The 23,850-nt window shown below is 39.8% G+C and carries 26 protein-coding genes; 13 read left to right on the top strand and 13 right to left on the bottom strand.

The genetic code is table 11. The features are described 5' to 3' along the window. Positions 1-6 precede the first annotated feature (6 nt). Genes KGF86_RS00740 through KGF86_RS00730 form a run of 3 tightly spaced genes read left to right on the top strand, consistent with a single transcriptional unit; the run spans position 7 to position 2,283 of the window. Complete coding sequence (locus KGF86_RS00740) at positions 7-918, top strand: M23 family metallopeptidase (protein WP_211740835.1); 912 nt, start codon at positions 7-9, stop codon at positions 916-918. An 18-nt stretch (positions 919-936) separates the two neighbouring features. After that, a complete protein-coding gene (locus KGF86_RS00735) occupies positions 937-1,338 on the top strand; it encodes a bactofilin family protein (RefSeq protein WP_246521245.1) in 402 nt (133 codons plus the stop codon). A 15-nt stretch (positions 1,339-1,353) separates the two neighbouring features. After that, a complete protein-coding gene (locus tag KGF86_RS00730; RefSeq protein WP_211740834.1) occupies positions 1,354-2,283 on the top strand; it encodes an alpha/beta hydrolase in 930 nt (309 codons plus the stop codon). A gap of 247 nt (positions 2,284-2,530) precedes the next feature. Here the strand turns inward: KGF86_RS00730 and KGF86_RS00725 are convergent, their stop codons facing one another. The 5 genes from KGF86_RS00725 to KGF86_RS19540 form a co-directional block, all read right to left on the bottom strand. Then, on the bottom strand, positions 2,531-2,986 hold the full coding sequence (locus KGF86_RS00725; RefSeq protein WP_211740833.1) for an SRPBCC family protein: 456 nt from the start codon (positions 2,984-2,986) through the stop codon (positions 2,531-2,533). Positions 2,987-3,267: 281 nt separating this feature from the next. Then, the gene (locus KGF86_RS00720) at positions 3,268-3,585 is read right to left on the bottom strand and encodes a hypothetical protein (protein WP_211740832.1); all 318 of its coding nucleotides are present in this window, start codon (positions 3,583-3,585) and stop codon (positions 3,268-3,270) included. A gap of 79 nt (positions 3,586-3,664) precedes the next feature. Beyond that, positions 3,665-4,012 (bottom strand): hypothetical protein, encoded by a 348-nt coding sequence (locus KGF86_RS00715; RefSeq protein ID WP_211740831.1) that lies wholly within the window; start codon positions 4,010-4,012, stop codon positions 3,665-3,667. Positions 4,013-4,140: 128 nt separating this feature from the next. Further along, positions 4,141-5,379, bottom strand: coding sequence for an MFS transporter (locus tag KGF86_RS00710; RefSeq protein WP_211740830.1), 1,239 nt, complete (start codon positions 5,377-5,379; stop codon positions 4,141-4,143). Between the two features lie 321 nt (positions 5,380-5,700). Further along, positions 5,701-6,738: a GNAT family N-acetyltransferase gene (locus KGF86_RS19540; RefSeq protein WP_485020536.1), complete on the bottom strand. Its 1,038-nt coding sequence runs from the start codon at positions 6,736-6,738 to the stop codon at positions 5,701-5,703. 254 nt (positions 6,739-6,992) lie between these two features. On the opposite strand from KGF86_RS19540, the gene KGF86_RS00695 reads away from it, so the two are divergent. The 8 genes from KGF86_RS00695 (at position 6,993) to KGF86_RS00660 (ending at position 11,960) form a co-directional block, all read left to right on the top strand. Continuing rightward, positions 6,993-7,535: a GNAT family N-acetyltransferase gene (locus KGF86_RS00695; RefSeq protein WP_186871181.1), complete on the top strand. Its 543-nt coding sequence runs from the start codon at positions 6,993-6,995 to the stop codon at positions 7,533-7,535. Positions 7,536-7,547: 12 nt separating this feature from the next. Beyond that, positions 7,548-7,931, top strand: coding sequence for a nucleoside 2-deoxyribosyltransferase (locus KGF86_RS00690; protein WP_211740829.1), 384 nt, complete (start codon positions 7,548-7,550; stop codon positions 7,929-7,931). Between the two features lie 20 nt (positions 7,932-7,951). Next, positions 7,952-8,536: a histidine phosphatase family protein gene (locus KGF86_RS00685; protein ID WP_211740828.1), complete on the top strand. Its 585-nt coding sequence runs from the start codon at positions 7,952-7,954 to the stop codon at positions 8,534-8,536. A gap of 18 nt (positions 8,537-8,554) precedes the next feature. Further along, a complete protein-coding gene (locus tag KGF86_RS00680) occupies positions 8,555-8,959 on the top strand; it encodes a GNAT family N-acetyltransferase (protein ID WP_211740827.1) in 405 nt (134 codons plus the stop codon). 18 nt (positions 8,960-8,977) lie between these two features. Then, a complete protein-coding gene (locus KGF86_RS00675; protein ID WP_211740826.1) occupies positions 8,978-9,466 on the top strand; it encodes a GNAT family N-acetyltransferase in 489 nt (162 codons plus the stop codon). Between the two features lie 117 nt (positions 9,467-9,583). After that, the gene (locus tag KGF86_RS00670) at positions 9,584-10,573 is read left to right on the top strand and encodes a phosphotransferase (RefSeq protein ID WP_211740825.1); all 990 of its coding nucleotides are present in this window, start codon (positions 9,584-9,586) and stop codon (positions 10,571-10,573) included. Positions 10,574-10,638: 65 nt separating this feature from the next. Continuing rightward, on the top strand, positions 10,639-11,097 hold the full coding sequence (locus KGF86_RS00665) for a DinB family protein (protein ID WP_186871187.1): 459 nt from the start codon (positions 10,639-10,641) through the stop codon (positions 11,095-11,097). Positions 11,098-11,111: 14 nt separating this feature from the next. Next, a complete protein-coding gene (locus KGF86_RS00660; RefSeq protein ID WP_246521244.1) occupies positions 11,112-11,960 on the top strand; it encodes an alpha/beta fold hydrolase in 849 nt (282 codons plus the stop codon). Positions 11,961-12,099: 139 nt separating this feature from the next. Here the strand turns inward: KGF86_RS00660 and KGF86_RS00655 are convergent, their stop codons facing one another. Then, positions 12,100-12,315: a hypothetical protein gene (locus KGF86_RS00655; RefSeq protein WP_211740824.1), complete on the bottom strand. Its 216-nt coding sequence runs from the start codon at positions 12,313-12,315 to the stop codon at positions 12,100-12,102. A 330-nt stretch (positions 12,316-12,645) separates the two neighbouring features. Next, on the bottom strand, positions 12,646-14,361 hold the full coding sequence (locus KGF86_RS00650; protein ID WP_211740823.1) for an ABC transporter ATP-binding protein: 1,716 nt from the start codon (positions 14,359-14,361) through the stop codon (positions 12,646-12,648). A 312-nt stretch (positions 14,362-14,673) separates the two neighbouring features. On the opposite strand from KGF86_RS00650, the gene KGF86_RS00645 reads away from it, so the two are divergent. Next, positions 14,674-15,066 carry a DoxX family protein gene (locus KGF86_RS00645; RefSeq protein ID WP_211740822.1) on the top strand — a complete coding sequence of 131 codons (393 nt, stop codon included), beginning with the start codon at positions 14,674-14,676 and terminating at the stop codon, positions 15,064-15,066. 240 nt (positions 15,067-15,306) lie between these two features. Here KGF86_RS00645 and KGF86_RS00640 read toward each other — a convergent pair whose 3' ends face one another. Continuing rightward, positions 15,307-16,488: a S1C family serine protease gene (locus KGF86_RS00640; RefSeq protein WP_211740821.1), complete on the bottom strand. Its 1,182-nt coding sequence runs from the start codon at positions 16,486-16,488 to the stop codon at positions 15,307-15,309. Between the two features lie 118 nt (positions 16,489-16,606). Between KGF86_RS00640 and KGF86_RS00635 the strand changes: the two genes are divergently transcribed. Further along, positions 16,607-17,506, top strand: a complete 900-nt coding sequence (locus KGF86_RS00635; RefSeq protein ID WP_211740820.1) for a nuclease-related domain-containing protein — start codon at positions 16,607-16,609, stop codon at positions 17,504-17,506. Positions 17,507-18,228: 722 nt separating this feature from the next. Here the strand turns inward: KGF86_RS00635 and KGF86_RS00630 are convergent. From KGF86_RS00630 to yycF, 5 genes are read right to left on the bottom strand one after another with little or no spacing between them, the layout of a single operon-like run. After that, positions 18,229-19,014: an MBL fold metallo-hydrolase gene (locus KGF86_RS00630; protein WP_211740819.1), complete on the bottom strand. Its 786-nt coding sequence runs from the start codon at positions 19,012-19,014 to the stop codon at positions 18,229-18,231. Between the two features lie 6 nt (positions 19,015-19,020). Next, positions 19,021-19,926: a two-component system regulatory protein YycI gene (locus tag KGF86_RS00625; RefSeq protein ID WP_211740818.1), complete on the bottom strand. Its 906-nt coding sequence runs from the start codon at positions 19,924-19,926 to the stop codon at positions 19,021-19,023. A 7-nt stretch (positions 19,927-19,933) separates the two neighbouring features. Further along, positions 19,934-21,253: a YycH family regulatory protein gene (locus KGF86_RS00620; RefSeq protein WP_211740817.1), complete on the bottom strand. Its 1,320-nt coding sequence runs from the start codon at positions 21,251-21,253 to the stop codon at positions 19,934-19,936. Then, a complete protein-coding gene (gene walK, locus KGF86_RS00615; protein WP_211740816.1) occupies positions 21,250-23,079 on the bottom strand; it encodes a cell wall metabolism sensor histidine kinase WalK in 1,830 nt (609 codons plus the stop codon). Before walK ends, KGF86_RS00620 begins: the two co-directional genes overlap by 4 nt. A gap of 5 nt (positions 23,080-23,084) precedes the next feature. After that, positions 23,085-23,789, bottom strand: coding sequence for a response regulator YycF (gene yycF, locus KGF86_RS00610; protein ID WP_186871198.1), 705 nt, complete (start codon positions 23,787-23,789; stop codon positions 23,085-23,087). Between the last annotated feature and the right edge of the window lie 61 nt (positions 23,790-23,850).

Raw genomic sequence — 23,850 nt, 5'->3', positions numbered from 1 at the left:
AAAAGCTTGAAAAGGAAACGTAACAAGAATCGTTTGCTGACCTTTACAATTCTATCGAATGATGCGAATCAGGTCGTCAAACGATTCCATATGAACAAAGCTTTTTTTTACAGCCTGATGGTGCTTCCCATTATTCCGGTTATCGCACTCATTTACTTCATGACGATGAATCAACATAGTCAGGCTGAAATCGAAGAGCTAACTGCTCACTTACAGCTAGAAACTGCAAAAAGTGAGAAGCTTGAACGAACGGTTTCGATATTAGAGGAGGAAACCGGGGAAACAAAGGAAAGGCTCGTGGAGCTAACCGCGCTGGAGGAGCAAATGCGCCAATACATCGATGAATTACCCACGATAGTAGAGCCGAGCGGTGGTCTACAGGTTTTAGCGGATGAAACGAATTTGGTGGAAACAGAAGATGGCCTTATAATTCCGTCCTCTGAGCTACTAGAACGATATAAGCATACCCTTGCCATGGTAGACGAGATTAGTGAGGAGCTACAGTATACACCGACCGCCTGGCCTACGAACCCGAATACCATCACCTCCGATTTCGGCATTCGTAATGACCCACTAAATCGTTCCTCTTCCTTCCATAGTGGTGTCGATATTCGTGGTCAGTATGGGACACCAGTCTACGCTACGGCTGATGGATTGGTTACGTTAGCGAAGTATTATGGCAGCTATGGAAATACGGTCAAAATTAAGCATTCCGACACGTACAAAACCTTATATGGTCACTTAATGAGCATGGACGTGGAGCAAGGCGATATGGTGAAGAAGGGCGATATTATCGGTGAGATTGGTAGTACCGGTCGCAGCACTGGACCACATCTGCATTACGAGGTACTACAGAATGGCGAGCCCGTTGATCCGAAGCCATACTTTAATATTTACGGCGAATTCGATATCGAATAGCCATTCAGAAAGGATGTCATGAGAATATTGAATAAGAAGAAAATGGAAAAGGTAATCGAGACGATTATCGGTTCAGAAACTGTCATTGAAGGAAAAATCACCCTACCAACTAGTCTACGCGTAGACGGTAAAATACTTGGTGAAATTGAGTGTAGTGGCGATGTCTACATCGGGCAAAACGCCTATGTCGAGCCAAGCATTAAAGCAAAAAATATCGTCATTGCCGGGGAAGTAAAGGGCGATATCGAAACATCGGAAAAGATTCAAATCGAGGCAAAAGGAAAACTAACCGGAACTGCTACCTCACGTGGAATCATCATTGAGGATGGTGGGATATTTAATGGAAACAGTGTCATCGTCGATAGCGATGAAAAAGGAACTAATAAGAAAAAAACAGAAAAGATTGTGGCTAATTCATAGAGGGGAGATTGGTAGATGTCAGAAGCTCAGTTTATCGCATTGCAGAATGAACTCTTTCAGCTTTTTCAGGAGGGGAATATCGCTCGCGTTTATCCGCTGATTGAAAAGGCAGAGCAAACCTTTCCCAATCGATTAGATAAAATTATCTTTTGGAAAGCATGTGCCTATGCGACGGAACATAAGCTTACCGATGCCCTAACCGTGCTTCAAGAAGGGTTAGCGAAGGGGATTTGGTGGAATCCCATCCTCCTTACGCACGACCCAGATTTGAAAGAACTGCAAGCATTAGATGAATTTCAAACCATTGTTAGCAGATGTAAAGCGATCGTGGAAAGTACGAAGCAAGAAGCTACTTCTCCACTTTTCACCTATGGGAATGTACGGGCAGAAATTGGCTTATTTTCATTACATATGAGGGGGACGAATGCCACTGATTTTGCACCGTATTGGCTAGATGAACAGACGTCACAGGACTACTTTTTCGGCTTTCCACAATCCTCACAAGTCTTTGGCTATAATGCATTTTGTTGGGACGATCAAGAGCTCATGCTAGAAGACCTAACAAGGACCTATGCAGAATACAAGGCAAAAGGGAATACAACGGAAGATATACTAGCAGGCGGTTCACAAGGTGGCAAGCTAGCGATTGAATTATCGCTAAAGCAAACATTTCAGACGAAGGGATTTATTGCCGTTATCCCAGCAATACAAGACCTCTCCGGGTTCGAGAGGATAATTGCGGAAAATTCGCGTGACACCGTGCGTGGTGTAATCATTACCGGTGACCAGGATCCATTCTATGAGAAGACGGTTCAATTAGCGGAGCTGTTTAAGCAGCATGGTATACCGTGTAAATTGATTACAATTAAGGGGCTCGGGCACTTTTTCCCAAGTGATTTTACGGGATTGCTGTCCGAGGCAGTGGATTATGTGCTGGATAGATAGGCAGTGGGAAGGGGGAATTTCTATTATTAGGGATTCCTTCCTTTCAGGTCTTTACTAAAATTATTCTCCAACTAATCGTGATTTGCCTTTCCATAAGTCTTTCTAATTCAATATTCCCTGTTTCCGTTCCTACATATTAACATAGTATATGTTTCATGCCACTTACTATAACAGAAATATTACAGAACACGACTTTATATAAGCCTAATAGAAAAGCTGTGATAATAAATCTGACTCACAGTTCATATTATTCAAGATTTTCTGCAATCCTTTTTAGTTCTTTCGCACGAGAGATAATAAAATTTGTCATATACTTTTCTAAAAATAATTTGTCTGCAATAATACCAACTATACCAAGAGGTGACTTATACTTAAAGATATCTATCATTATAGTCCCGCCATTCTCTTCTACGAACCGATGGGTATGTGTAAAAGAATTAAACGCGCCTTTTACCATAACATCAACAAACATGGTGGGCTTTTCCATATGAGTTACTTTTACTGTTAATTTTTGTCTAATACCAAAGTGAGTAGCTTCCCAAGTAACAGTATCTCCCTTTTTTAATAAACCTTGTGTAACCCCACCAACAGCTTTTTCCTTTGTTTTAGAAGTAGTTAGAGTATGTATTTCTACGTTTCTAGCAAGGTCAAAGCATACATCCAGCGATGCTTGAATAAATTGCTCATGCTTAATAATAGGCATTAGCTAGCTCCTTTATAAGAATATTATTATTACCTATATTCATATCCTCTTTCACTTAATTGGATAAGAATACCGAAATCTTATAATAAATGTAACTCTTGCTAAGGCAGATTAACAGTTACATATTCTAGATACCCAATGAAAATCTTTAACAACCTTATATAATCCCAAAGTATCACTATGAGCGATAGTTTAAGAATGGTCAAGTGTGATTGATATTACTATTAACTTTATGGAAACGGTTGAATTTTTACTCAATACCCTCTCTATCATTTCACCTACTAAAGTAAATTGCGGATAAGTAAAAAGGTTAATAAAGTGTGGAAGGCAAAGCGTGTCATATGATGCCTCCAATTAATTCTCCCCTGCGTTTTCATTCCCTCTATAATTGCTAATACATGCAGGAAAACAAACGCTAGAACAAAGGAGATGACGACGTTTGTTTTATTGGGTATCCACATGATGAAAAGCATACTAATGGATACCAATAAGAATAAGCATCGCTGGATTTGAAATCCCTTTTCCTTCCATTGTGCAATTGCCGCTATTCCTGTTAATACGGCATACAGCCCCGCTAAACTATATGTAATGATTACCAAGCTGTTCACTCCTCTCTTTTATTTCATTTATCATAAAAGATGGAGTGAACTCCATGTCAACCTAGAAATATGAACTGCTTTACGATAATTTCCAAGCCGGAATTAACGAATGGAAATCAAAAAAATAACTCATGATGATATGAACAATCGTATAAATAAGCAAGATTGTGCTATAAGTTAGAAGCCACTTTAGAAATGGCTTCTTCAGGAATACATATAATAGCAGCATTCCTACTGGAAATGGGGTTAACACGATGAGCCAGATAGGCGCACCAAATGCCTCGGTAAGGGCACCAAGGGTTACAACAGCGGTACCGATAACAAACGCCTTCCAGAGTGCTATACCATTTTTCACTACATGACTCCCCACGTAGTAAGACAAGGAGGTTAGGGTAACAGATAATACATAACTTATAAAATAGCTCATTTTACACACTCCATTTTTTCGAATCAGATGGATCTCGTTACTGTATATTATCAAGATACCGTAGTGTAGTAGGTGAGACTACTATCGGTGGTCATGATATGGCTATATGGAGTGTGACTTGAGTAATATTATTTCGTTAAGCTCTCTTCCAACTCTATTGGTACTAGTTCCTGTATACGCTTATTCCCTTGCTTAAATAACAAAGAGACGAGCGATGCTACTAAAAGCAGGAACCCACAAAACGCTATAATCGCTTGTGGCATTAGCAACTCGGAAACCCCACCCGAAAATAAATTTCCACTTATCGCCACTATTCCTGAAATCAAAATAGCACCGCCACCAATTCGTGCCAAGAAGTGATCTGGTGTTATCGATTGTCTTGCTGAACCATTGACGACAAATGCCATGGAAAGGGCGCCATCAAAGATAAACATACCTAGCATAATAAGTGGTAAATATCCGGTAAGCAGGATTAAAAATAATCCCACCCCTGATACAAGCATTAGTACAGCATATAAGTTATTCCAAGAAAAATCTTTTACCCGATGTAATAGGAACACCCCGATCATATTACCTGCACCCGCGGAGGATAATACTAATCCTGTCTGCCATTCACTTAAGCTCAATGTCTGGCTCGTATACACAATTACAGTTAAGGTGACAGCCGTTGTGCAAAAGCTGAGGATACACTGATTAAACGAAACAAACCTTTGATAGCCATTTGCAAATAAATAACTTATATCCTGGAAGGAGGATAGATAGGTTGTTTTTGTTTTCGTTTCTTCTCTTTTTCTACTTTCTTTCACAGATAGGAAGGCGATTCCTAAAAATGAAATAAAATAGGTCATCGCATCTACGCTTAATACCGCGGCAACGCCAAGGGTGGAGAGAACGACACCAGCCATTACCGGTCCAAGGAATGTACTAATCGCATCTGCCCCCTCAAAATAACTATGTGCACTAACTAGGTTCTTCCTTCCAACCACCATCGGAACCATTGCCCCAAAGGACACTCGGTAAAATAGCCCTGTCGCTCCCATTATTAGTAAGCCCGCTGCTAGTACCCACATATTTAATAGCTCTAACCAGACGAACACGACTAATAAGCTCATCGTTAAAAAGCTAACGATTTCTGCCATCATCGCAATGTTCTTTTTCGATCTCGTCTCCACCCAAGAACCTACCGGAAGTGCTAGAATGAGTGGAATAATTTGTGAGCAAACAACTACCAAAGCTGCTTGCCAAGGGGAACCTGTAAATTGCAGGACAATTAAAGGAATTGCAATTTCGCTAAAGCGATTGCCAAAGATTGTGGCAAGCTGACCGATCCACATAATCAAAAAGTTTCTATTTCTAATTAAACGCATGCTCAAACCATCCCTTATCTTGTTTATTCAATTAATGCTGTACGTAAGGGATTTTGTTTACATTGGATTTCTCTCCTCTTTCATCTATAACTCCAGCCTATTCCTTCCCACACCCATAGCAACGCTTGTCGAATCATCATCGCCATACATTCGTAGTTCCTTTTCCTCGCCACACACACTACAAGGTTCAACGTAAATTTGCGGAAGGACCCGTGAGTAGGCATCCCCAGATACTACCTTTCACGGCAACCCTGGACCCTTCCTAATTAACACCTTTGTAACCCTCAAAAACTCCTCATATAAGTACATAATGCTATCCCTCTACGCAAGAACCTTCCCTAGATCATTCCATTCATAGGTTAATAGATTCAATTCTACTCCTGCCATTTTAATTTTCTCCGTTTTCGCTAGCGTTGCGCCGTAGCGTTCATAAAAATAACGGCTGCTGTTTGCCTCTAACACTTCCACAAACACTTTCTTATAGCCTAGTTGCTGTAAATGCTGGAAAAGCTGGGTAAGTAGTTTGATTCCAATTCCTTTTCCTTGGTATTCTTCTAGCAAGTAAATCGAAGTAATGTCTCCAGAATTCGGTACTTGATTGTCCTCTCTCTTCCCACAATCTGCAAATCCAACAATTTCTCCTTTATCCGTTTCCGCTACCAATACATAATTATCTTCTCGAGCAATATTATTCTTCCATAGTTCTGTGCGCTTTTCATAGGATAAATTATTCAAGAATGACTCCGGGAGAATTTTTCGATAGGTTGTTCTCCAACTATCAACATGGACTTTGGCAATACCTGCTGCATCTGAAATTACTGCTTTTCTAATTTTCACGGGAACCCCTCTTTCTATTTTGCTGTTCTTATACCAGTTTAAAAAATCATTTTTCTTTATCACATGTAAAACACATGGAGCATTTACTGCGGATTCTAACGCTTTATGTTCTATTGGAAACTCGTCTTCTACATGTAAGGTTAGATAGGGTAGTTTTTCTTGAGCCTTCTGGGATCTTATATTTGATACCTTTGCACCAGCAAATACATAATCTAGTCCTAATTTAGTAAATGCATCCTGTAATATGGCAGCTTTTGCTAGTTCGTTGTATCCCTTTCCCCAAAATGGATATCCAATCCATGTACCGATATGGCACGTTTTATTGGCGATATCGATGTCCTTTAACGTAATGACCCCAATAAGTTCATTGTCTTCATTCACCATACATCGAGAATACTGCTTTCCTAATTTTTCTTGGTCTATGACGAATTCGATAAAAGCCTTAGTACCTTCTAGTGATGTTTGTTCCATACTTAGCCCCAATGCGTCTCTTACATGGGGAGAGGAAGACAAAGTGGACATAGCGCTTGCGAACTTTACGTTATGGGGAACTAATGTAACTTTTTTCAAAACATCACCTACTCTTCTATTTATTTTTTCATTCGCCCAAGGTAGTCTACTCAATAGGACTCATACATTTACTTCCCTTTATCTGAAAATACATACTACTATTATAACAATTTCTCACCACTTTTGTTTGTCTATACAGAATTTTTCTAATGTTAGTTATCTATACATATGATAAGATTAACTATAAATGCACGGGAGAGGATAGCTTGTTTTCATTTGATGTGGATGGTGAAATTACCTTAGGGTTATTAGATAAGCGTAATGCCGAAGAACTGTTGCATTTAATTAATTATTCTCGTGATGAATTACGAGAATGGCTAGGGTGGATCGATAGCACGACTACGATTCATCATTCGATACAATTTATCGAAGCGAATTGGGCTATATTTGAGGAACGAAGTGGATTAATAGTAGGGATATTTTACCGTGGGCGACTTGCTGGGATGGTTGGCTTTAATACCATTGACTGGGTGAACCGTATTGGCATTATTGGCTACTGGCTAGGGAGTCCTTTCCAAGGATACGGGATTATGACGAGATCGGTGACGGCTATGATCGATTATGGCTTTAACCAGCTAAACTTAAATCGAATTGAAATACGAGCAGGCTTTGAAAATGTCAAAAGCCGGGCAATACCCGAGCGATTAGGCTTCCAAATTGAAGGAAGGATTCGCCAAGGGGAATGGTTATATGACCATTATGTAGACCTCGTCCTATACGGGATGCTTGCATCGGAATGGGACTATTAAGGAGAAATTAGTATGAAGTTTTACCTTGCATCTGGATTGGAAAATAGAAAGCTAGTTCAATATGTTCGCGATCGTCTCTTACAGGCGGGGCATCATCAGACATATGACTGGACGAAAAATGAACGGGCAACAACTGAAACTAAGTTGCGCGATATTGGTACTGCTGAATGGAAAGCAGTTATGGAAAGTGATGTTGTGTTGGTGCTTCTTCCAGGAGGAAAGGGTACACACACGGAGCTTGGGATAGCACTTGGCATGCAGAAGCAGATTCATCTGTATTCCAGGAAAAAAATAGACCCGGCTACAGCTACGACCTTCTACTATGTAGAGGGTATTCAGCATCATAATGGGAGTATTGATTCCTTTATCGATGCTATCGTATCAATCGAGAAATAAATAGAGACGGAGGAAATAGGGTGACAACTATATATCTAGTACGACATGGGGAAACGAATTGGAATGCGGAAAAAAGAATGCAAGGTCAAACAGACATACCGCTAAATGATAAAGGTGAACAGCAGGCAACACTTTGTGGTGCTGCACTGAAGCCGGAAGATTATGATGTAGTGATTTCTAGTCAATTACAACGAGCAAAGCGAACGGCAGAGATCATCAATCAGTACTTAGAACTTCCTTTTGAAGTGATGGAAGATTTTGCGGAACGTCATTTCGGTGATGCTGAGGGACTAACATTTGACGAGCGTAATGAGCTTTATCCTGATCATGAGTATCCGAATCAAGAGGAATTAGAAGCTTTCTCCACGAGAGTAATGAATGGCTTGGAAAAGGTTCGCCAAAAGCATCCGAATAAACGGGTATTGTTAGTTGCCCATGGTGCTGTTATTTATCGTATTCTATCCAATCTTTCCGAGACGGAAATCAATCTTTCCGGAAGAAAAATTGAGAATACGAGCATCTCCACGATTTATTGGCAGGATAATAACTGGGTAATCCAGGATTATAATCAAATCGATCATTTAAAACAAATAACGAAGGCTTAACATATTGGAGTGAATCCTATGAAATATACTAATTCCCTAGAAGGAATAACAGAAGAAATGTTGCAGGGGTTCTTTGTAGACTGGCCCAAACCGCCTAATCCGAAGACCCATTTAAGCTTGTTAGAAAAAAGTAGTCATGTCGTGATGGCAATTGATGAGGAGCAAAATCAGGTGGTTGGTTTTATTACCGCCATTAGTGATGGCGTTCTTTCCGCTTATATTCCGCTTCTTGAAGTTCTACCTGCATACAAGGCGAAGGGGATTGGCACCAAATTGGTGGAGCACATGCTAAGAGATTTAAACCATCTTTATATGATTGATTTGGCATGTGACGATGACCTAGTCCCTTATTATGAGCGATTTGGGATGCAAAAGTCTACCGCTATGATGCTACGAAACTATGACCGTCAGTCTGGTAATTAACGATATGGGGGCTTTTCTATGACGGAATTAAAATTACGCCCACTCGCTTTAGCTGATTACGACGCGGTCCTTCGCTGGAGTAGGGATGATATATTTTGCTCTTATAATGGATGGGCGCTTCACCGGGATCCAGAGGAATTATATCAGTGGTGGAGGCAATGTGTGGACGGGAATACGAATAAATTTGTTCGCCTAGGGGTGACGTGGCAGGACCAGCTCATTGGTTACGCAGATTTGGCAGAAATAGCGGACAATGCGGCGGAATTAGGAATTGCTATCGGAGAGCGTCGTTTATGGGGAAAGGGACTCGGGTATCATGCCTGTAGGAAGATGATCGATTATGGTTCTGAGAACTTCGGGATTACGACGTTTTATGCAGAATCCCACGAATCCAATACCCGTTCTCGCAAAATGCTGGAGCGACTAGGGTTTAAAGAAATTAGTAGAATTGGTACGGATAGCTATTTAGGTGCGGAAACCCAACTAATTCAATATCAATTAAAGTAGAGCCAGGACCTGATATGGGTCACTGGCTTTTTCGGTTTTACGAATATATGTTCTTGTTTTTGTTTCAGGACTAGTTTATAATTAATAATAGAAAATTTCTGAAAAGTGGTGTTTCCCATGAAAAATATCCTATCCGAAGATGCGTTACTAGAAGAAATACTGGATACCGTCCGCTCCCGGTTTCATATGGACTTCTTCCAGGCTGAACCGATTAAACGAGGTTGGTTAAATTTAAAATGGAAAGTCTACACGGATCAAGGGGAGTTTCTACTCAAGCAGTATAACAAAGACCGATTGAAAAAGTATTCGATCCCGCAGCTCAAACAAATTTTCACCCAGCAAAACCGTCTCCATCACCTTGGCTTTCCCTGCCCTGAAATAGTTTCGAATCAGGATGAGGTCTTCTTCCAATCATCAAGTGGCGAACAATTTATCATGATGAAATTCTGTGCTGGTCAGTTAGCTTCACCTGGCAAGTTAACCGATGAGCAAATGTACTATTTAGGCTTTTACACAGGTAAAATGCATTCCTTATTAAATGATGGGAGTTTACCTACTAAAGCAAAACCCGTTTTCCTCCCCCCTACTAAAGAAGAACGGATTACCTATTGGAATAAGGTATATGAAGAAATTGATCAAGCAAAGAAACTAGCGCTGTTACCGATCATAGAGAAACAATTGAAGTTGACGGAAGCTTTTCCATTGGATCAGCTTCAGCTTGATTATATAGGCTGGTGTCACCGCGATTTATGGGTGGATAATCTGTTGTTCCAAGATAGTCATCTGTCAGCAATACTTGATTTTGACCGAATGGACGTTGACCATCTTCTATTGGATGTCGGACGGGCTGTTCTCTCTGGGGCATTGGATGACGATTCGCTTCGTATCGATGGCGTTAAAGCCTTTGTCCAAGGGTATGGCCACTTCTATCCAACTGGAGTTCGATTTATTACGGATGCCTTAATATTAGTCTGGTACTTAGAGAGTGAATGGTGGTTGGATGCAAATATGGATGTTCGTCAAGGTCCACCAAAACGATTTACACAGGAAATGATCTGGCTTTCCGAGCATCTTCTGGAGTTAGATGAGATGTTAGAAGGAATATAGCATTCCCATTTCCCGGGAAATATCGACATACGTTGTCGAATCAGAATGGAAAGGAAGTTAAGCTAATGTATACATTTTTTCAATATAATTGGCAGGTTCGGGATGAGTGGTTTACCTGGTGTGAACAACTCGCTAAAGAAGAACTTTTAAAAGAACGAATTGGGGGACATCACAATATCCTCCATACGTTATTACATATTATCGATGTGGAATATAGCTGGGTCCGTGCGATGCAACAAAAGGAGGATATCCCGTTGGATTTCAGCAGCTACGGGGAAGTCCATCAGGTTAGAGAGTTATCTCACCAATGTCGTGATGAAATAAAGGGCTTTTTACAATCCAATGAGGCAATCTCTAATGAACGTGTTACAGCGCCTTGGATGGAAGGTAGTTTTACGCGTCATGAAATTCTCCATCATATTATTGCACATGAAATTCATCATATCGGCCAACTATCGATCTGGGCTAGAGAGCTAAATCTGAAGCCAGTATCGGCCAATGTGATTTTTCGAGGATTATTTTAGGAGGAAAGAGCAACATGATGATGATAAAAATGAGTGATGGCGTAAATTTACATGTTGAACTAGAAGGAACTGGGATACCATGTCTATATCTTCATGGCGGGCCTGGATATTGGAGTAAATCCTTTCAGCATCTTGCAGGGGATTTACTACATAAGGATCTAAATCTAGTCTATTTAGATCAACGAGGGTGCGGACGGTCTGATTTAGCAGAGAATGGGGATTACACATTAGACCGGCTACTCCTGGATTTGGAAGAGGTCCGATTGAAGCTACAAATAAAAGAATGGTATGTGATGGGGCATTCCTTTGGAGCATTGCTCGCCATGAACTATGCGCTGAAATACCCTAATGCTGTGAAAGGAATCATCCTTTCCAATGGGACATTACATATGAAGGAATCCTTTGCACATCAGATTCAGAAAGGACGGGAGCTACTTGGACTAGAGCATGACAGCATTGATATCGAGGAATATCGTATCCACGATTTAGTAGATACGTTCTTTTCCACCGTCATGCAATTAATGGAGAAGAATCTATTTTATAAACTCCAATATAGGTCTATCGCGGATAAGGAAAAATTGGATGAAATAGATGCTCAATTAGACACCCAACCAGATTTTCAGCAGCATATCTTTTCTTCTGAGGAGTATTTTCAAGACTTTAAAAAGCTTACCCCACTAATAACTAAACCTGTACTAGTATTATCGGGGAAATATGATCATGCGATTGGACCGGTCCATCAAGAGGGGTTTGATTTTAAAGATGCGACTTATCAACCATTAGATAGTGGGCATCATCCATATCTTGATTGTCCAGAAGAATTTAAGAAGGCTGTTTTAGGATTTGTTACGGCTTCAAAATAGGGATTATGACTAAGTGTCGAGCATCTCCTTTAGAGGTTTATCGCAATGGAACACCTGTAACCTAAGGTACTAGTGCAGTAGACAGGACATACTTTACTAGTACCTAGAAGCTAATATGATCCCCTGGGATTTCTACACGTTATCCTTTTCTTAGTGATAAGATGTTTAAAATGAATCGGCCTCCAAAGCTCAACGTCAACAATCCGAAAGTAATGTAAAAGAGTGATTTATTAACATCCTGATTTTCTAGAAAGGCCACATAGATGATACCTACTACTGATACAATAAAAAGTAAACAATTAAAGAACGTGGCTAACACCGTAAACTTAGTCGATCTGTTATTTTCAACTACCATATGACAACCTCCTATTCCGTAAAGAAATTCCATCTACTACTAGTCTAAACGATTAGAGAATGGTTTGGTACTAATTTGATAGTATTTCTCTGATTCCCTCGGGGCATGGAAAAAGCTTAGCGCGACTATTTTGCGACGCACGAACTAGACTTAGCTGTAGCGATAAAGGATACGAGGCGACTGGAGAAACTGATGTTGACTTATTGTGCAGAGGTGGGGAAAGTCTCGCTAGTCGCAAGTGCCCGGAGCTAGACCGCTTTGATTTTCTACTTTCTTATCTTGTAAAAAAAGAAGATTTGCCCGTTTTCCGTAGCAAATCTTCTCATCCCTTTAATGCATTTGTACTTTATGCAAATTAGCAAAGACACCATTTCGTTTCACTAATTCATCATGTGTTCCTTCTTCTTCGATTCCTTTTTTCGTCACGACCATAATGCGATCTGCATTGCGAATGGTCGCAAGTCGATGGGCAATAACTAGTGTCGTTCTATCTTTGGCTAAATCATTTAATGCTTGTTGAATAATCATTTCTGTTTCCGTATCTAATGCGGACGTTGCTTCATCCAGAATTAGAATTGGTGGATTCTTTAAGAACATCCGAGCAATTGCAATCCGCTGCTTCTGACCACCAGATAACTTCAGTCCACGCTCTCCAACTTGAGTATCATACCCATCTGGTAGTTCATTTATGAATTCTTCTAAGTGTGCTCGTCTCGCTGCTTCACGAATTTCCTCTTCTGTTGCGTCTAACTTACCATAGGCGATATTCTCACGCAGTGTACCAGTAAAGAGGAATACATCCTGCTGCACAATCCCAATATGCTCACGTAAAGAGCGCTTTGTCATGTCGCGAATATCTATGCCATCAATCGTAATTTGCCCACTATCCACATCATAAAAACGTGGAATTAAGGAAGAAATCGTTGTTTTTCCTGCGCCAGATGGACCAACAAAAGCTACCGTCTCTCCTGCATTAATATGAAAATTCATTGCTTTTATTACCGGGCCTTGGGTTTTCTCATAGCCAAAGGTGACCTTATGGAAAGAGATATAGCCTTTTAAGTTTTTCACTGGCTTAGCATTTGGTCTGTCCTGCACATCCGGCTCTGTATCAAGAATATCAATAAATCGTTTGAATCCTGCCATTCCTTTTGGATACATTTCAAGTAAGGCACTAATTTTGTTGATTGGGTTAAACAATACATTCGTAAATAAAATAAAACTTACTAATTCCCCATACGACATATAGTTGTTAAAGGTTAGCCATGCACCGTAAACTAAAACAACTAAGACAATTAACCGCATCATCATGTAAATGTTGGAATGAACAAATGCCATGATTTTATAAGCGCCAACCTTTGCTTTTCTAAAGTTGTAATTATCTTTTGTGAAACGGCTCATTTCGTAATCTTCATTTGTAAATGATTGGACAACACGTACACCGGAAACAGAGTCTTCCACGCGGCCGTTTACCTCTGCAATCTCTTCATACATGGATTTCCAAGCCTGATTCATTTTGATATTACTATATGTAATTAACCAAATGAGAATCGGAACGATAATCAAGATGATAACCGATAAATGGAAATTAATATTGAACATTAAGGTAAATGCACCAATAAAGGTCATAAATGCGATAAATAAATCCTCTGGTCCATGGTGAGCAAATTCCCCAATATCAAAAAGGTCATTAGTGATTCTACTCATGACATGTCCTGTTTTCGTATTATCAAAAAAACGGAACGATTGTCTTTGTACATGCTGGAATAAATCCTGGCGCATGTCGGTTTCAATATTGACACCAAGCTTATGACCCCAATATGTCACGACATATTGCATAAACGTACTTAATAAATAGACCGCTAATAGCGATACACTAACAAGCACGATTATATCCCAATTTTCAGTAGGGAGTAATTTGTCGATAAACTGCTGTACGGCAATTGGAAAAGCTAATTCCAAAATAGCTACAAATACCGCACAAGTAAAATCAATAATAAAAAGCCTTTTATGAGGCTTATAGTAAGAGAAAAAACGTCTTAACATCTGTTGCACTTCCTTCTGTTATTAGATAAACGCCCATTCACTCTGGGGGATAGAAGTCCGTTTTTCTTAGCAGTCGGAAAGGATTCCTTTTCTTTCCTATCTACCATAAACAAAACACTATAGAATCAGCGTTTCTCAATTCAGTCTCTTTTTATACTATACATTTTTGTTCACAAGAAGGAAAATGTTATGATTAGAATTTTTCAAGAAGTGAAATATTTGATTGCTTGTCAATATTGTCCACTTTTTCGCATACATTGTAGGGAGTAACATTTCGTAAAGGGGGAGATTCCGATAAAAATTCACTTAAATATGGCAACTTGGCTTTGTTATGCGGTTGGTTATGTATTTATTACTTCTGGGGTAATGAAATTAATCAATACTGATTTTCGAGCCACCTTTCATTCTCTAGGTGTCCCATTTCCTGAAACGACCTTATTTTTAGTAGCAATTATCGAATTAGGCTGCGGGGCATTAATAGCGGGTGGGATGTATGTTCGAAAAGCAAGCATTCCATTGCTCGTGATTATGGTGGCGGCGATTTATTACTCAAAACTAGCCTTGATAGCGGAGGACGGTTTTCTTTCTTTTGCCTTTCAAGCTCGGCTAGATATTGTACTTCTTATTTTGCTTCTATTATTAATCAAGCATGTCCCTGGAAAAAGTTTTAGAGGAAATTTGGATATTAACAGATTATCAACTTAGTTTTGCTAAGTTATACACATTTTTATCCACATATGCACAAATGTTCGCAGATATTTTGTGTTTTCGATTTCATTTGACACAAAATATAGATTGTATCCTGATTTATACACATAATTTGTGAATAACTTTTTGAAAATGGGGATAAGTTGTGGGTCTTTACACATGAAACACAATACTTAGCTGTGAATAAAACAGCATCCTGACTCCTTCACTCGGAATCAAGATGCCCTTTTCCTGTCCTTATCGCTGTACATCTAATGTTAACGTTGTTTCGATTTTCTTACCTTCTCGGTAATACGTCACCTGAATTTCATCCCCGACTTCTTTTTCCTGGTACAGAATTTTTCGTAAATCAATCATATTCATGATTTGTCTTCCATCTAGATGGGTGATAACATCCAGTCGGTCTAACCCTGCTTGATCTGCAGGTGAGCGCGGCTCCACACTCCACACATACACGCCACCTTCCACTTTACTTGGAAGATTTAGCGTCTCAGACCATTCCATTCTCGGGATCTCATCAAGCGAATAAATTTCAACTCCTAAGTATGGTCGCTTTACTTGTCCGGTTTTTTCTAACTCATCCATAATGGGCCTTGCCGTATCAATTGGGATGGAAAAGCCTATTCCTTCAACCGCTTCCTGGTTAATTTTCATCGAGTTAATTCCAATGAGCTTGGCATCCATATTAATTAAGGCACCACCACTATTCCCAGGATTAATCGCTGCATCCGTCTGAATAACCTCGGCTTGCCAGTCTGCCCGACCATCTAAATTAAAATCCTGTGGTATCGTCCGCTGTGTCCCGCTCACAATCCCTTGCGTCACAGACCCAGAAAACATATGCCCTAACGGATTGCCAATCGCGATGACAGGCTCTCCAACTTTTAGACTCTCAGTCGATCCAAGTTCAATCGTACGGTCTACATTGGTCCCGTCTATCCGTAATACCGCTAAATCAGAGAACAAATCCGCTCCCAAAAGCTCCGCCTGTAATACCGTGTCATCATTGAGCATCACCTCAATGTCATCCGCTCCCTCAATGACATGATGGTTGGTTACGACATACGCATACCGGGAATCTTTTTTATAAATAACTCCAGATCCCGTTCCCGCTTCACTCTCCTGCTGTTGCTCCCAGAAGTCGGCCTTATGCTGTAGATTCGTAATCCCAACCACAGTAGGCGACACAACCTCCACCACCTCCGTGATGCGCGTGGAAATATCTAAGGAAACGAGCTGTTCCTCCGTGTTGTTTACCATATTCGTATGATCATTATCCTCTTGACCCATCTCTTGGATTCTCGGAACAGCTATCGCCATCACTAGCACCCCAATAGCGACACCGAGCAAAATAGGAAGCCAATTATTTCTTCTCCTTCGATGGGGATTCGGTGGATAATGTTGATCGTAGTAACCCATATAATAGCTCCTTTATATCGAATTCCAGTTTTTATTATGTTCTGTTTTGATTGGAATAAACATGAGGTTGCATTTAGCAAGGAAATATAATAGATTTTTAGTAGAAAGGATGTGGCATATGGAATATAAAAAACGAACAAAACCAGTGGAACTAGCAGTCCAGGAAATCTTGCAGAACAGAATGGAGTTATCAGAGAAGGACAAACAGTATTTACTCCATTTGCAAAAAGGCTATGAAGGAGAGGTAATGTTTGATACCATAACGCGAGAGCTGAATCTAGATTGTTATGTATTGAATGATTTACTACTCCAGGTCAACCATACAACATTTCAAATTGATACCCTGATTATTGCCGACAGAATTTACTTGTATGAAGTCAAAAATTACGATGGGGATTTTTACTACGATACAGACCGCATTTACCGAAATAAACTCGAAATCGCAAATCCACTTACCCAACTCAACAGAACCGAAACCCTCCTTAGACAATTACTCCAGACCCTCGGAATGAACTTCACTCTCCATGCTTCCGTTGTTTTTATAAACCCCGAGTTCACCATGTATCACGCACCATCTGATAAACCTATCATTTTTCCTACACAACTAAAGCGTCATGTAAAACAACTTAATACCATCTCATCCCGGCTAACCAAGAAGCATCTTGCACTGGCCAAAAAGTTAGCTTCCCTTCATTTGAAGGAATCTCCATATTCCAAATTGCCTAAGTATAAATATGAGGAGCTGAGAAAGGGTGCTAGCTGTAAAGTCTGTGGGAGGATCAAACTGGTAGTTGAAGGTAAACATTGTATTTGTTCCAATTGTAATCACAAGGAGTTCATTGACGATGCCGTTTTACGAAGTGTAGAGGAGTTAAGATTGCTATTCCCAAATAAAAAAATCACCATTCCCCTTATCTACGATTGGTGCAGAATCACCACCTCTAAGAAAAAACTCAGAAGAATATTAACAAAAGAATATACTTTAATACACGTCAACCGATGGTCTTACTATCAGTAACTTGGTTCAAAAGGGATCCACTACTCCCTTTTGAACTTTTTTCTTTAGGGAGATTAACTCACCAGATAAGGAGAACGAACTCAGACCGCCCGTATCTATTACCTACTTGTGTTCGTTAGCTTGAAAGAAGGTATGGATAACGCTTATTTTGAAGATATTTACGCGGAATACACTTCCTCTGTTACCTTTTTATCCTCGCCCAACCAGATAAGGGCACTGATACTATCCCTCTGTTACCTTTTTATCCTCGCCCAACCGAATAAGGGCACTGATACTACTCCTCTGTTACCTTTTTCGACTCGCTCAACTAGATAAGGTCACTGATACCATCTCTCTGTTACCTTTTTTAACTCGCTCAACCGAAAATGGGCACTGACACTCTTCCTCTGTTACCTTTTTCGACTCGACCAACTGAAAAAGGGCACTGATACCACTCCTCTGTTACCTTTTTCGACTCGCTCAAACGAAAAAGGGCACTGATACTACTCCTCTGTTACCTTTTGACGCTCGCCCAACTGAAAAAGGGCACTGACACTCTTCCTCTGTTACCTTTATCCCCGCTCCCATCCACAAAAGGGCACTGACAGCTTCTCTCTATTACCTTTTAACGCTCACTCAACCTAATAAGGGCACCAACTGCTCCCCTCCATCCCATCCACACAAAAAAAGAGCGCCCGCCCCCGGTCGCTCTCCCAAACCAAACTCAAACCCAAATCCCAATCCTACCCAACTTCAAACATTGCTGTTGGTACGGCTGGGTCGGTATCGTGTAAATCTATCTTTATGCCTCGTTCCTCTAAGATGTTTCCTACTGACATGCGGGCGAGGTCTTTCATGTTGTTGTCTTTACTTAAGTGTGCGAGGTAAATTCGCTTTGTATTGTTATCAATAATATCTGTTAAAGCTAGTCCACAGTCTTCGTTCGATACGTGGCCGGAGTCGCCTAGGATACGGCGTTTGACGCTCCATGGGTAACGGCCCATGCGGAGCATGCCGACATCGTGATTTGCTTCAAAGATGTAGGCGTCGGCACCTTCTACGGTTTTCTTAATTCGCTCGGATACGTATCCTAAATCGGTAACCAGTGCTACCTTTTTCCCGTTATTGCGGAAGACATAAAACATCGGCTCTGCTGCATCATGAGAAACGCCAAATGATTCCACATCGATGTCACCGAATGTTTTTACTTCTTCTCTATTAAATATAAATTTCTGGTCGAGCGATAGCTTACCGATGGAGCCTTCCATCGCTTTCCAGGTTTTTTCATTTGCATAGATTGGTAGATTATACTTTCTCGCTAGGATCCCTAATCCCTTAATATGATCACTGTGTTCATGTGTGACGAGGATCCCGGATAAGTCTGACGGTGAAACGTGAACATCGCTAAAGAGCTTGTCCATTTGTTTTCCGCTCAGGCCCGCATCCACTAACAGCTTCTCTTTATCTGATTCGATATAAAAAGCATTTCCCGTACTCCCGGATGCTAGGACACTAAAACGTAATGCCATGTTGATTCACTCCGATTGCTCTAATTTGCTAGACAATAGGTCTAGCATTTCCTGTTTAAAATCTTCATTTCCAGCAATTGCTATAGTATTCTCGATACTTAAGTTTATTACATTTTCGACAAATTCATGGTTAACTGGAATAACTTTTCTCTCAAATGCGTCCACTAAACGACTTCGAGATTCATTGATCGTAAATTTCCATGTTGGAACTAGTACTTGACGTCCACTATCAGAAGGGAAGAATGTATGGTAACCAAGTTCAAAACCTGTCACTTCTTCATTGGAAAATAATGCGTTTTTATTATATAGCTCTCGAATCGCAGATAGAGGTTTTACTACCGACTCTTCCGCATTGATTACTTCCAGTTCTCCCAAATAGGTTTGCATATAGCCAACTATTTCATCGTTATCATTTAAGAAGGCGAGGATCATGCCATTTTGATTATAGTATATGGTGCGAGTATCCTTTTTCTGAAAGAATATCAGCACATTCCGATCACTATCCCAAGAATCAAACGTATACTCATCCCCTAAGTATACCGTACTAGCAAGCAATTGTTCTATTTCTTCTCCTTTAGCATTTTCTGGAACAGCAAAAGGTGTTTTCATTTGGGCAATAATAAATCTATCATTGACAACTGCCACATCCTGATCTTCTCTAGCGGTGATTTCTGCTATTTCATCCTCGGTAAATTGTTTTGGCTCTGTAGCCATTAAGGACTCATTCGGTACCGATTCAGGTAAATTTTCTGGAATGGTTATGTTTTCTATTTCCAGAAATGCTTGTTCCTCTGTTGACGTTGATTCCAATAAGCTTACATCATCCTGCTTTTGCACGACTAAAACGATCAAATATATATCAAGAAGTAAGAAGGAAAGGATAAATAATGATTTTATTTGACCCCATTGCATCCTTAACTCACTCCTTTCTAGGTAGGTTATCGTCTAGATTTACTTGCAGCCACCTATCATGAACTTTAATGTACCAAGCAGGTGTTAAACTAATGGCTATATCAGAAAGAGGGTTTAGTCGATACCCAATTTTAATATCTTGGATATCCCCCAATGAATAAAGGGAATCCTCACCCTTCAACCAATTAATTAGCTTTTTACCAGAAGGGATTCTATATTCCTCTCCCTCTACTACATATGAAATCGAAAATAATGGTTGCCTGTGCTCTATTATCTCCGTACTCGTTAACCGTTGTTCAATCATCGTAACGTTATCTGGGTGAAAAACTGGATATCCCTTATAGTACATCAGATACTGAATATCATTGTATAGCGTGTCAATATTCTCTAATTGATAATGATTTGGCCAACCATTAAATCCGTTAATTTCGGAAATACTTTTATCTAATATTTCAAGAACGGTCATCGGACTTCTAGTTGCTTGGGCATAAATGAACTCCATACTACGAATACTACTATCTGCATCAAATACTTGCATCGATCTAGGACCATCCTGATACCAAAGTGTCTGATCTGCTGTAATATTCTCTATTACCGCTGAAGGATCTAAGAATAGAGCATTCTTTAATACAGAATAAGGCAATTTTTTGATCCTTAAATCATATTTCATTAAATTACTAGGTTCTATCGGAACAAAGATCGGGTAGTCCGAAGACTCTAGCATCGTATATTCTTCTAAATCGGTTAAGTTCGAAATGGTACTATATAATAGATCGTATTTTTGTGCATTATTTACATCTGCTCGTAGTTGTGTTTTTCCATCTACAGAAAGAAAGCTAAATGTCATTGATTGCTCGCTTTCATTAAACGTGACATAAACCCGTTCAAAACTCTCATTGTCTGGAACCTGAAATTCATCCTGATTATTTACGGTAAAAAAGTTCGGAATGACATCCATCGGTAACGCTTCTGGGAAAATTAATTCTACTAGATATCCCTGTGTTACATTCGGCCTTCCATTTGCCTCACTAATTCGGAAATTATACAGAACCCACGAGGTCATGTCCTGAAATAATTTCGTACGCTCTTCTGGATTGGAAAAACTAAAGTAATTATTTTCATATTTACTAAAAATCATTTGACTGGGCACCACGAGTGAGTTCCTTAATTCCGTCGTACCACCTAAGTCTAATTCATTAGGATCTAATAACTGTTCTTCCTCTAACGTTTCTTTATCCGGATTATAATTCCAAAGGCTATAGGACAGAATAAGACTAATTCCGACTAGTATAGCTAAAATATAAGTTTTGATCACTTCTAGCTTCATGAATTATTCCTCCGCTTCTTACCCATTAGCGGGAGCGTAAATAATATCGTCGTTCCTTTGCCTTCTTTACTTTTCGCCCAAATTCTGCCATGGTGTGCTTCTACTAATTCCTTCGAGATAGCAAGACCTAATCCGGTACCGCCAAGCTTTCTCGTACGCGCTTTATCCACTCGGTAGAATCGTTCAAAGATTTTCTCCAGCTTATCATAAGCAATTCCCATACCTTCATCCGTAATAGACACTAGGATTTGATGTCTTTGTTTAATTACGCGGCAAGTAACTTTGCCACCCTCAGGGGAATACTTAATAGCATTTGAAATGATATTATCAATAACCTGGATTAACTTATCCTGATCGATCCAGACAAAGAGCTTTTCATTTGGTAATTCCCGAACAATCTCAATATGTTCAGGCGAATTCATTTCAAATCGATCAATAACATGATGGAATAGCTGGATAAACTCGGTTCGTTCTTTTTGCAGCTGATGCTCTTTATTATCCATCTTAGAAAGATGTAATAAATCATTGACCATTCGAATCATGCGTTCTGTTTCGTTTTGTGTCACTTCCAAGAATCTAGGCGCGATGTCTTCATTTTTCCACTCGCCATCTATTAATGCTTCCATATAGCTTTTCATCGTTGTTAATGGTGTTCTTAGCTCATGGGATACATTCGATACAAACTCTCTACGCTCTTGTTCAATCTTTTCCTGTTCGGTAACATCACTAATAACAGTAATAAAGCCCGTAACGTCATCATCCTCATCGGTCACCGTAGAGAAGTTCGCCCGAATGAGGAATATATCATCGTCTTCACTAAAGTCAATGATCATGGAGCCATTTTCCGGTAATTCGGATGGATCTACTACTTTTTCATCTAGTTTTAATACATCCATAATTCGTTGGCCATATATCTCTTCTGGATTCACCCCTAGAAGGATACCTGCTGGCTCGTTCATTAAGGTTACAGCACCCGTCTCATCAGTTGCAATTACCCCGTCAGACATATTTTCAATAACAGAGTTTAATTTCCTCGTTTCTTCTTCTGTCTTGGCATAGGAGTGTTTCAGCTGATCATTTAAATCATTAAACGCGATGGCTAACTGCCCGATTTCATCGGTACCATAAACATTAACCTTTTGCGTAAAATCACCTTTCCCCATAATTTGGGCCTGCCTACGCATTTCCATAACTGGCTTTGTGATGGCTCTAGCCACTAATATCCCAAGTATGGCAGATACTAATATCGCCCATATTGTCCCCTGGTAAAAAATTTGGTTGATTTCCGATAACTGATCATAAATGTCTTGTAACGATGCTTCTAAATAAATGACACCGACCATTTTTTCTTCGTTATCAAATAAAGGGGTTGCCTGAACGTGTATACGATTCCCATCTGAATCTTTTCTATCCTGAACCTGTTCATCGGAGAAAAGTAATACTTTTTGAATGATGTCTCGCGTATCTTTTTTGCCAATCTTATCCTGCTGACTATAATTGTTTGTAGCCAACACTTTACTTTGATTATTGACAACGATTAGATTTTTCCACGAGCTATCGGTTTCGATATCTCCAATAATCCCCTGGACATCCTCTTGGATAGTTGGCTCTTCTTCATCGGTGCGCTCCTTGTTAAAAGCTTCTTGTAAATAATGGCTTAACACTTCGATTCTGCCATCGATGGAGCTCTTAAAGTTAGACGTTAGCTCTCTTTCCAAGGAAGTAGTAAAATAAGAACCGATAATCTGGATGGCTAATAAGATTAGCAAGATATAAATAAGGATTAATTTTAACTGTATCGAACGGAAAAAGCCGACTTTATGCATAAAACCTACTCCTGATCAGGATTACGTAAATAATATCCAACACCACGTCGTGTCACAATCCACGCTGGGTTACTTGGATTCTCCTCAATTTTTTCTCTTAGTCTTCTTACGGTTACGTCGACCGTACGAACATCACCAAAGTAGTCATAGCCCCATACCGTTTCAAGTAAATGTTCTCGGGTCATAACTTGCCCGATATGGCGAGCTAAATAATGTAATAGTTCAAATTCGCGGTGGGTTAGTTCGATTTCTTTTCCATCACGTGACACCGTATAGGCATCCGGGCGAATCGTAAGGGATCCAATTGTAATGTCTTTATTTTCTCTTGTATCATCTTCAGGTACTTGCTGTTGTCTGCGAAGATTGGCTTTTACCCGGGCAATTAATTCTCGATTACTGAATGGCTTGGTAACATAGTCATCTGCACCTAACTCCAGACCCAATACCTTATCAATTTCAGAATCCTTAGCTGTTAGCATAATAATAGGTGTCGTTTTCGTTTTACGGATTTCACGGCATACCTCATTACCATCTTTATTCGGTAGCATAATATCTAATAAGATTAAATCTGGATTTTCTGCTTCAGCCAATTTAATTGCTTCGTCACCATCATTTGCCACGACTACTTCATAGCCTTCTTTTTCTAAATTGAATTTCAATATATCTGCAATTGGTTGTTCATCATCTACTACTAAAATTTTCTGTGCCATATTAACACATCCTTTTCTTCTTTATTCATTAATATATATTCAAAGTTAGTTGTTTATTAGG

The sequence above is a fragment of the Ornithinibacillus massiliensis genome (genome assembly GCF_018310345.1).
Classification (GTDB): Bacteria; Bacillota; Bacilli; order Bacillales; family Amphibacillaceae; genus Ornithinibacillus; species Ornithinibacillus massiliensis.
The sequence above is the reverse complement of the archived record's forward strand: the minus strand, read 5'-3'. Positions and strand labels throughout refer to the sequence as shown.